Source organism: Bradyrhizobium sp. th-b2 (assembly GCF_000426785.1).
Taxonomy (GTDB): domain Bacteria; phylum Pseudomonadota; class Alphaproteobacteria; order Rhizobiales; family Xanthobacteraceae; genus Bradyrhizobium; species Bradyrhizobium septentrionale.
In genome coordinates, this window is record NZ_AUGA01000131.1 from 1 (window position 1) to 8,913 (window position 8,913).

9 protein-coding genes are annotated in these 8,913 nt (G+C 59.0%); 7 read left to right on the forward strand and 2 right to left on the reverse strand.

The features are described from left to right. Positions 1–610: 610 nt before the first annotated feature. Positions 611–2,098, reverse strand: a complete 1,488-nt coding sequence (locus K359_RS0145330; protein ID WP_029084944.1) for a DUF1521 domain-containing protein — start codon at positions 2,096–2,098, stop codon at positions 611–613. Between the two features lie 937 nt (positions 2,099–3,035). Between K359_RS0145330 and K359_RS0145335 the strand changes: the two genes are divergently transcribed. From K359_RS0145335 to K359_RS55925, 7 genes are all read left to right on the forward strand, one after another. Beyond that, positions 3,036–3,332, forward strand: coding sequence for a hypothetical protein (locus K359_RS0145335; RefSeq protein WP_029084945.1), 297 nt, complete (start codon positions 3,036–3,038; stop codon positions 3,330–3,332). 43 nt (positions 3,333–3,375) lie between these two features. Continuing rightward, positions 3,376–3,558 carry a hypothetical protein gene (locus tag K359_RS0145340; protein WP_029084946.1) on the forward strand — a complete coding sequence of 61 codons (183 nt, stop codon included), beginning with the start codon at positions 3,376–3,378 and terminating at the stop codon, positions 3,556–3,558. A 118-nt stretch (positions 3,559–3,676) separates the two neighbouring features. Then, complete coding sequence (locus tag K359_RS0145345) at positions 3,677–4,570, forward strand: hypothetical protein (RefSeq protein ID WP_029084947.1); 894 nt, start codon at positions 3,677–3,679, stop codon at positions 4,568–4,570. Positions 4,571–4,603: 33 nt separating this feature from the next. Next, entirely contained in the window at positions 4,604–5,140 is a 537-nt protein-coding gene (locus K359_RS0145350; protein ID WP_029084948.1) for a hypothetical protein, read from the forward strand. Between the two features lie 2 nt (positions 5,141–5,142). Beyond that, on the forward strand, positions 5,143–5,568 hold the full coding sequence (locus tag K359_RS0145355; protein WP_029084949.1) for a tetratricopeptide repeat protein: 426 nt from the start codon (positions 5,143–5,145) through the stop codon (positions 5,566–5,568). A gap of 8 nt (positions 5,569–5,576) precedes the next feature. Continuing rightward, on the forward strand, positions 5,577–7,694 hold the full coding sequence (gene sctV / locus K359_RS0145360) for a type III secretion system export apparatus subunit SctV (protein ID WP_029084950.1): 2,118 nt from the start codon (positions 5,577–5,579) through the stop codon (positions 7,692–7,694). A gap of 208 nt (positions 7,695–7,902) precedes the next feature. Next, positions 7,903–8,271 (forward strand): tetratricopeptide repeat protein, encoded by a 369-nt coding sequence (locus K359_RS55925; RefSeq protein ID WP_175619473.1) that lies wholly within the window; start codon positions 7,903–7,905, stop codon positions 8,269–8,271. A gap of 313 nt (positions 8,272–8,584) precedes the next feature. On the opposite strand, the gene K359_RS55930 is transcribed toward K359_RS55925, so the two are convergent. Then, positions 8,585–8,913: IS630 family transposase (locus tag K359_RS55930; protein WP_035978348.1), on the reverse strand; the 329-nt coding region annotated here is incomplete at its 5' end.

The window sequence follows — 8,913 nt, forward strand, 5'->3', positions numbered from 1 at the left end:
GATCTCAGATCCGAGCTGCGAGCGGGTCCGCGAATCCGAATGCACCTGGATCTTTTTGGCAGCGGGCTGCTGCGATTTCCTTTTAACGTCCCTAGCAGCAGACTTTGACGGGAATGGCGATGCTCATAGCCCACGGCGCCTCCGGCTTCCTGAGAAGCTGATGGATGTTCGGGGGCGCTGGGGTTCACGCCCGGCTTCGGAGGCTAAAGACAGGCAGAGCTCAACGCGAGACAGGGCTTGTGCTTTTGAGCCGAGGGTAGATCGCGCCGTCGAGGCAGCCCTCAATCCAATCTGCGATCTTGACGGGATTTTCACTGCGACGCTTGCGTCGGCATGCAGACAAACCTGAGAGCACCGTTCCTGTGCAACGCCTCCATCGCCGACAACGGGCGGGAACGCGCCGCAGCAATTCTGGCCGGGTAGCCGGGCCTGGAGGCCCTCCGCCCGTTTGTCGGGGCGAAGGCTGCGATTGCCGAGACAATCTGGCTGTTACCGTCGATCCTGAATCGATAGATCGCCAAGCTGCCATTCTCGCGGCCGTTTGGCGAAAATGAAAGGCGGGCGCTAGCGCCCGCTTCCACGAGTTTCCGACACGCCCCGGGATCGGGCCTCATGCCGGCTGTGCATCGTGACGGAAAATGCGCCGGAACATGCTCTCGCGCATCATCGTCTTGAAATCCGGCGGCGCATCCGGGCTCTCATTGTGGTTGATCACCGACTGCGTCACCTTGCGTCCGGAGTTGTCAACCCACCCCTGATTTGTCTCATGGATTGTCTGAGCTCCATCGGACGTCAGCTGATCAAGCGTCCGCCCAGCATTAGACTGCGTGACCTTCAGATTGTTCTTCCCATCCTTGTCGTCGCCGAGCCCCTCCACAACCATGGCATTGTCGCCGTTGGTGATGGTGAGCTTCGAGGAGATGGTTTTTCCCTTGCCATAATCGACCGTGTCCACCGTGATCTTCGTGCCGTCGTCGAGCTGGAAGGTCATACCTTTCTTGAAGTCGAAATCGTCCTTGCCGTCGCCATTAGCATCGACATGAGGATCGCCGTGGATCCTCGAGACATGGCCGGTCTGGTTGTTCCTAACGGTCCAGGTGCCGTCCTTCTCATCGGCTGTGATCGTATACTTATCACCAAGGTTGATCGTCGCCTTGCCGTCCTTGACCTCGTGCGACCACACTGGCGCTGGCTGAGATGACGGCGCCGGCGCGACGGCAAGCGGAACCATCGCAAGAGGCGGCGGTGGAGGAGGAACGAAGAACACGGGTGTTGCAGTGGCAGGCGCTGCGCTTGCAGACTGGTAGTTGCCCGGCGCGCGACCCTGTTCGCCGGCATCGATACTCGCCTGATTCACCACGCCGCCGGCGCCATCGACCCAGCCTTGGCCACTCTCATGGATCGCCTGGGCACCATCGGGTGTCAGCTCATCAAGAGTCATGCCAGCATTGGACTGGGTCACCCTCAGATTGTTTTTGCCATCCTTGTCGTCGCCGAGCCCCTCCACAACCATCGCGTTGTGACCGTTCGTAATGGTCAACTTTGAGGAGATGGCCTCACCATTACCGTAGTCGACATTATTGACGGTAATCTTGGTCCCATCGTCGAGCTGGAAGGTCATATCTTTCTTGAAGTCGAAGTCATCCCTGCCATCCCCGTCCGCGTCAACATGGGGATCGCCATGGATCTTCGTGACATGGCCGGTCTGGTTGTTGCGAACGGTCCAGGTGCCATCCTTCTCATTGGCCGTGATCGTATATTTGTCGCCGAGGTTGATCGTGGCCTTACCATCCTTGACCTCATGCGTCCACACCGGATCGACGGAAGACTCCAAACCCGAACTTTGCTGGCTCAACAGCATGGAAGGAGGAGGTGGCGCCATCATGTACATGGGAGCAACCACGACTGGAGTGACGACCACCGGAGCGACAACGACGGCAGTACCTGCCGGCAGGTACTGGTAGGCACCCGTCGAGGCATACTGCCCCAACAGCGCGCCGAAAGCGGGGCTGGCAACCACCCCGTCAGACCCCACTCCATTCACCGTCGAATCGAGTGCGCCGACCACGGGGAGACCGGCCACGGGAAGATACGCCATTTAGTTCACTCCTGTTGCATCGAAGAAAGCGGTAAAATTGCGAGCGTTGTGCTCAATCAACTAGGAACCATTTTAGAACGCACCCCTGGCCCGATGGCGAGCGAATGGATGCTTCTCGCTGCCGGCGTCGGCAACCCTGATGAGATCCCTCCCTTCTCTCGTCGGCTTGGCACGAGCATGTCGCACGCATCCAAGTCCCAAGACTGTACCAGCAGTACCTGTCGAAAAGCTGACGACAACAAACCATCGACTGAACATCACAGCCCTCGTCAGCAGACACGGGCTGAGGATCGCGTGATTGCTCGCAGCTGCCTTCCACGACAGACCACCTTTAGGGAATATCCACGCTCGCCGATCACCGGTAACATGTAGTCTCGCACCCGACGATCGACTGTCCGATGTCAGCTACGCTGATAGGTCCTGTTCCTTGCGAGGCCTCAATAAGCGACGAGGCCTCACCGCGAAGCCGCCAGTCGCTCCGTCGGACCAGAAAAGCCCCCCCCCGCCGCTCCCCGTCGCGCGCTATCGATGCAATCTCTAAGTGCCGGCGATCACACCATCAGTCTCCGCAGCAACGCTCACCGACAAACGCAACAACCCGGCCGTAGGCCTAGCGACCGGGCCTGATCGCCGGACCACGCACACCCGTCAGAGCTTCGCTGCAAGCTTCACCAGACCAACGAATTGCGCCTGACGCGCAGGCACGTTCGCCGCGCCGATATCGGCTCGGCGTCAGGCTGATCATACGCGCGGCCAGGGAGGCAAATGAAGCTTGCAAGCTGTCAGCAGGTGATGAGCTTCTGCAAAGGGCCACCCCAATGTTCTGGAACGGGAGACTCGTCAGCTTCTCGAAAGGTAGCGCTCCTAGCATGAGGCCGCTGAACTGTAGGCGAGGAGTCGTCTATTGAGCGTAACAAGACGAGCATAGGAGAAGCCGATGATTGGAGAAATGATCGGAAGCGCTGCCGGCGGATGGTTGGGCGGACCTGCCGGAGCTGCGATTGGTTCCGCCGTGGGCGGGGCCATTGATCACACCTTTGAAAAGGTGATCCACAAGTTGGAGTCCGAAGATAGTCACTCCGACAAAACTGCCGACAACAAGAACGCTGAAACGAACGTACAGCCCAAGACCGATGGTCTCGGCAAGAACGCAGAGCTGAGCCTGAGCAGTCTGGGGGGCGAGCACGTCTTTCTTTCTATTCCTGCCATCGTATCATCGGCCCGCCCGACGTAGCAGGCCACAACTAACGACACACGACAAAGAAAGGTAAATAGACATGGCGGTTAATAGTGTTGGCGGTAACGGTGCCGCTCCTGCTACCCAGGATGCCGGTTTCCAGAACCAGATGGCTGAGTTCGAGCGTGTTAGCCAAAAAGTTCAGGCCCAGGCCGTGGCAATGCGCAGAATTACGACCGAGCTCTCTTCCGAGAAGAAGGTCGCCGACGAACGCGTCCAGTAAATCTGCAAGACGGTTGGCTCACCGAGTCGCTACCGTGTCCGCGCAGTGAATGACGAACTCTGCAAGAGCCGTACGGCGAACTGCCGTACGGCTTGTCTCGTTATTCAGGAGATGATCCGTGAGCGAATCGATTTCTCTCGAGTTTGAGGTCTTATCGGGGCTCTATGCCGGGCTTAGGGGCAAAGCCGCTATTGGGGCCAGCCTCATCGGCAGCGGCCTCGATGCCGATCTGATCTTCTTTGAACAAGGGCTCGAACCGCGCCACCTTCGCATCACCCCGCATACCAATTCGATCGAGATCGAGGCCCTTGCAGCCAATATCAGACTGGACGGCCGCGAGAATATGCCCCCAGGCGAGCGCGTTAGTGTTCCTCTTCCTGCCGTCGTTCATGTCGGCGCCATGTCCATTCGCTGGTCGACGCAAGATTTGCAGCAAGGTGGCTCAAGCAACCGCTCTTTTATCTGGATCGTGGTGCTCAGCCTCGTCTTGCTCAGCTCCATGGCGATCGGCGCCGTCTCGCCCATATTCGCCCCTGACGATAGCGCAGTGACGCCGAGCACAGACGCATCGTCTGTGGCCGACATTGCCGCCAAACCAGCCATCAATCGTCTGGATGCGAAGGCCGCTGATGCAACTGCCGAATTGCTGCGGCAGGAGGTTGAACGAGGGGGCCTTCTTAATATCAAGGTCGGTTCGGGGCACGGCGTTGTGACCGCAGAAGGAACCGTAACGCCAGCCCTTGGCGCAAAATGGCAGGAAATCCAGCAATGGTTTGATCATCAAACCAACGGAACTCCTGCCCTTGTGAACGCGGTCACCGTCAAGGACGAAAAGGCGCCGCCCTCAATCTCGGTCCAAGCGGTTTGGCGCGGAAGCGAACGTTATCTTCTTATCGGCGGCCAGAAGTATTTCGTGGGAGCGCTGCTGAGCAATGGATGGACCGTCGATCGAATCGAGGATGGACGAGTGCTGCTCAGTCGGAACGGCCGCTTCGCTGCACTTCCCTATTAACGTTTCCGCCCTGCAGGAAGAAAGGAGAAGCCGATGGCCAGACTGCCCCAGCACCCTGTAGGGTCCGGCCCCTCGTCGCAGGGGTATGACGCGGGGGAGCATGCACCGGTCAACGGCCCGATCACCCCGAAAGCCGACCACATCGAAGTCGCGGGCGCTCATGCAGATGGCGCCACGAAACAGGCGTCGTGGCGAGACGCATCCGCTCAGGATCTGACAATTGATCCTGCGAGCGAAGCCGCGCTCGAGGTCGGCCCGATCGATGCAATCTCGCGCGTCACTCTCTTCGAGAGGGCTGCTGGCGCAAATGAAATCGACCCCCGCGCAGTACTTGCCTCACTTTATGGCCACAATCTGTCACATGGCCTGCTCTCCTTCGTCATTCCACGCCTGCGTCATCCGGACGTGCTGCGCGCAGACAGGCATGGTGCTCTTCTGGAGCGCTTAACGCAAACGCTGGAATCAACGCCAGACGACAAGACGGCCGGCGAATGCTTGGCGATCCTGCAGCAAGAACTGCGGCGGTTCCTTCTGCTCCGGCAAAATCAGAACAGCTTGATCAAGGGCTAGCCATGATCGAATCGGATCGAGTGCAGGAGGTCCGCACCTCGGCCCCGGACGTTTCCAAGTCCGGCGATATCCTGCTGATCTCCGGGCCGGAGCGTGACCTGCTCTGCGCCCTCTCCTATGTCCACCTCGCGTGCGGGCAGAGCGCACAAAGTCTGGCCCTGCTACGAATCGCAGCCCGCGAACATTCCCAGGATGTCGATCTGCTCCGAATTCTGGCCTACACCCTCATCTCGGAGGGCCTTGGCGACGAAGCACTTGAGGTGCTCGATCGGCTGGACGCCGTTGATGCTCACCCGTCTTCACGCGTGCCTTTGACGCTCCTGCGCAGTCACGCGCTGCGAGAGGCAGGCCGCATGACCGAGGCCCGCGATGTCTTCCGACGCTATGTGTCATTGCGCGGCAGCACCGCTCTCATCAAACAGAAATAGGGACCTTCATGGCCAACGTCTTGCGTAAATTCATCCTGCGCGCGCCGGCCCATCCGGATTTTATGGTCGCGTTGATGCTGCTTCTGGCGATCGGCATGATGATCATGCCGATCCCGATCATCGTGATTGACATGCTGATCGGCTTCAATCTTGGCTTTGCCATATTGCTGCTGATGGTTGCCCTCTATCTCAGCACAGCGCTTGATTTTTCCTCGTTGCCGGGCGTCATCCTTATCTCGACGGTATTTCGTCTCTCGCTGACCATCGCAACCACGCGGCTTATTCTTGCGGAGGGTGACGCAGGCAGCATTATCCACACCTTTGGCGACTTCGTAATATCAGGGAATATCGCTGTCGGAGTCGTCATATTCCTGATCGTGACCATGGTGCAGTTCATGGTTCTTGCGAAAGGCGCCGAGCGCGTCGCAGAGGTTTCTGCGCGCTTCACGCTCGACGCGCTGCCGGGCAAACAGATGGCGATAGACGCGGAGCTGCGCAATAACCATATCGATCAACACGAAGCGCGTCGCCGGCGCGCGGCACTGGAGCAAGAGAGCCAACTTCATGGCGCCATGGATGGTGCCATGAAGTTTGTCAAGGGCGACGCGATCGCTGGCCTGATCGTCATCTGCATCAACATGCTGGGTGGGATCAGTATCGGCCTGCTGTCCAAGGGTATGTCGCTCGATGAGGCGCTGCACCAATATACGCTGCTGACAATAGGGGATGCGCTCATCTCGCAGATCCCGGCGCTGCTGCTGTCGATCACGGCCGCAACCATCGTCACGCGTGTCAACGGGCCTTCCAAGCTCAGACTTGGCGCCGATATTGTCAACCAACTCACGGCAAGCACACAAGCCCTTCGCTTAGCCGCTTGCGTCTTGCTCTTGATGGGACTCGTTCCCGGCTTCCCTTTGCCGCCGTTCGTCATTCTAGCTGGGCTCTTCGCTGCAGCGAGCTATGTCAGGGTTGGGGCGAAAAGCGACAAGACGGCAGGTAAGACAAGTGCAGATGCAGCCGCTTCCGCTCGGGCTCTAGCACAGACCCAGAAACAAGCTGTTCATGCGGAGGCACTTCCGATCGCGCTATTCCTCGCGCCGGACCTGACGTATTCAATCGACAAGAACGAGCTGGAACAGTGCATCGCGCGCGTTTCGACGCTGGTATCGGCGGATCTTGGCATAACGGTCCCGCGTATCCCGGCTCAGGTCGATCAGCATCTGTCCAAGTCGCAGTTCAGGGTAGATGTCGACAGCGTGCCGGTGGAACGAGATGTAATCGATCCGACGCAACTCGCGCTCAACGACGATGTGGCGAACATCGAATTGAGCGGCATCCCCTTTCGACAAGAGCCGGAGACGAATCGGGTCTGGATCGAAGAAGGTCATGCGGCCGCCCTCAAAGCCGCGGGAATCGGATATCACCGTCCGAGCGAAATTCTTGCCTTGCGTCTCCACTTCACATTGACACGCTATGCACAGCGCTTGGTAGGCATTCAAGAAACCCGCCAATTGCTTGGCCGGATGGAGCAGGAATACGCTGATCTGGTGAAGGAAGTGCTGCGTACGACCACCGTTCCTCGGATCGCCGAGGTCCTGCGCCGCCTACTCGATGAGGGCATTCCAATTCGCAACACCCGCCTACTGCTGGAAGCCCTGGCAGAATGGAGTGAACGCGAGCAAAATGCGGTCCTGCTCACCGAATATGTTCGTGCCACCTTGAAACGGCAGATCTGTTTTCGCTATGCCAATGCCCATCGGGTTGTGGCCGCCTTTATCATCGAGCGCGAGACCGAGGATATTGTCCGCGGCGCGGTGCGCGAAACCGCTGTCGGTCCATACCTCGTTTTGGACGATTGGCAGAGCGAGAAGCTGCTTGCACAATTCCGTCAGATCCATTCGACCATCGCTCGAAGTCAGAGCCAACCCATTATTCTCGGTTCGATGGATATCCGACGTTTTGTACGAGGCTTTCTCACCCGCAACGGAATCGATTTGCCCGTTCTGTCCTATCAAGATCTCGCTTCGGATTTCACCGTCCAGCCGATTGGGTCCGTCAAGCTTCCGGCTGCCAAGGATAAGGCCGCTTCCTCGGAGCGTGGCGGGCTCCTTACCGCGGCGACTTAACAGAACGCAGCCACTTATCCCGAGATGGCCCATGACTCCATATGCGATCAGCGTCGGGCGGCGCTTGTGCTCCTTTGGTCCGGGCTCGTGCCCAGCTCTTCTCGCCATATTGCTGCTCTCAGCTTGTGCCGGCTCGGAGCGGTCGGCGCTCTCCCCGCAGCAGACATCCACATCAGATCCAGCAGGCGCCGTGGAGATTGATCCTGCCATGCGTGAGCGCATTGTTCGCGCCATCGATCGGGATGCTGACGAGCAGACTTTACGCGACACGGTGAGGCAACAACCGGACAACGTCGATGCGGCGATTCCTCTTGCGCGGGCCCTGTTGGGACGCAGATCCCCAGATGATGCGCTTGAGGTGCTCGACGCGCTCTTACTGGTCGTACCTGGCGACCTGCGCGCGCTGAATGCCAAGGGTGTTGTGCTCGACCACGAGGGCCGCCATCGCGAGGCACAAGCGCTATACCGCCAAGCTCTTGAAACAGCTCCCGCAAATGCGATGTTGCGTAACAACCTCAAACTCTCGCTCGCACTTGAAAGCAAGACGGAGAGCGGGAACACAGACCACGGCCGCTAACGGACGGCCGGCAGGCCGTTGGCCCGCTCGAGATGATTTGGCGAACAGCAGCGAAGCGCCGATGCCTGCCGGTCAGCTTGCCGACAGCAAATGCTGCCTATGAGTCGCGCGGAGACTGAAGAGACAGGCTCCGCCAAGCAACGTCGCCGAGAGGAATGCAACTCGCCATGTATAATCGCATCAGTGACTCCTCCATCGCCTACCCCGCAAGCGTTTCCGAGGCAGATGAACTGGGACACCGCACTGAGGATAGCCGAAGCTTCGCAGACATGTTTTCCGAAATGCGGCTAGGCTCGTCTAGAGCGTGATGAGTTTAGTTTTGGTCATATCCGGCGTTTGCGAAGTAGTTGGCGCATTCGGCCGGTGAGACGGTGCCGAGGATCGGAGCGATAGCATCGTAGACGGCCTCGGTGGTTCGCTGTGCGGCTTTGCGCAACCAGTGTTTGAACTTGGCGAAGAACTGCTCGATCGGATTGAGATCAGGCGAGTATTTCGGCAGGTAGAAGAGCCGGGCGCCGGCGGCACGGATGGCGCGACGCACGGCGTGGGCCTTGTGCGAGCCGAGATTGTCCATGATGACGATGTCGCCGTGCCGCAGGGTCGGGACCAGAACCTTCTCGATATAGACAAGGAAGGCTTCGC

Bases quoted from the DNA above. Each gene is read 5' to 3' on its own strand.
- K359_RS0145330 (WP_029084944.1), bottom strand. From the start codon at position 2,098: ATGGCGTATCTTCCCGTGGCCGGTCTCCCCGTGGTCGGCGCACTCGAT.
- K359_RS0145335 (WP_029084945.1), top strand. From the start codon at position 3,036: ATGATTGGAGAAATGATCGGAAGCGCTGCCGGCGGATGGTTGGGCGGA.
- K359_RS0145340 (WP_029084946.1), top strand. From the start codon at position 3,376: ATGGCGGTTAATAGTGTTGGCGGTAACGGTGCCGCTCCTGCTACCCAG.
- K359_RS0145350 (WP_029084948.1), top strand. From the start codon at position 4,604: ATGGCCAGACTGCCCCAGCACCCTGTAGGGTCCGGCCCCTCGTCGCAG.
- K359_RS0145355 (WP_029084949.1), top strand. From the start codon at position 5,143: ATGATCGAATCGGATCGAGTGCAGGAGGTCCGCACCTCGGCCCCGGAC.
- sctV (WP_029084950.1), top strand. From the start codon at position 5,577: ATGGCCAACGTCTTGCGTAAATTCATCCTGCGCGCGCCGGCCCATCCG.
- K359_RS55925 (WP_175619473.1), top strand. From the start codon at position 7,903: ATGCGTGAGCGCATTGTTCGCGCCATCGATCGGGATGCTGACGAGCAG.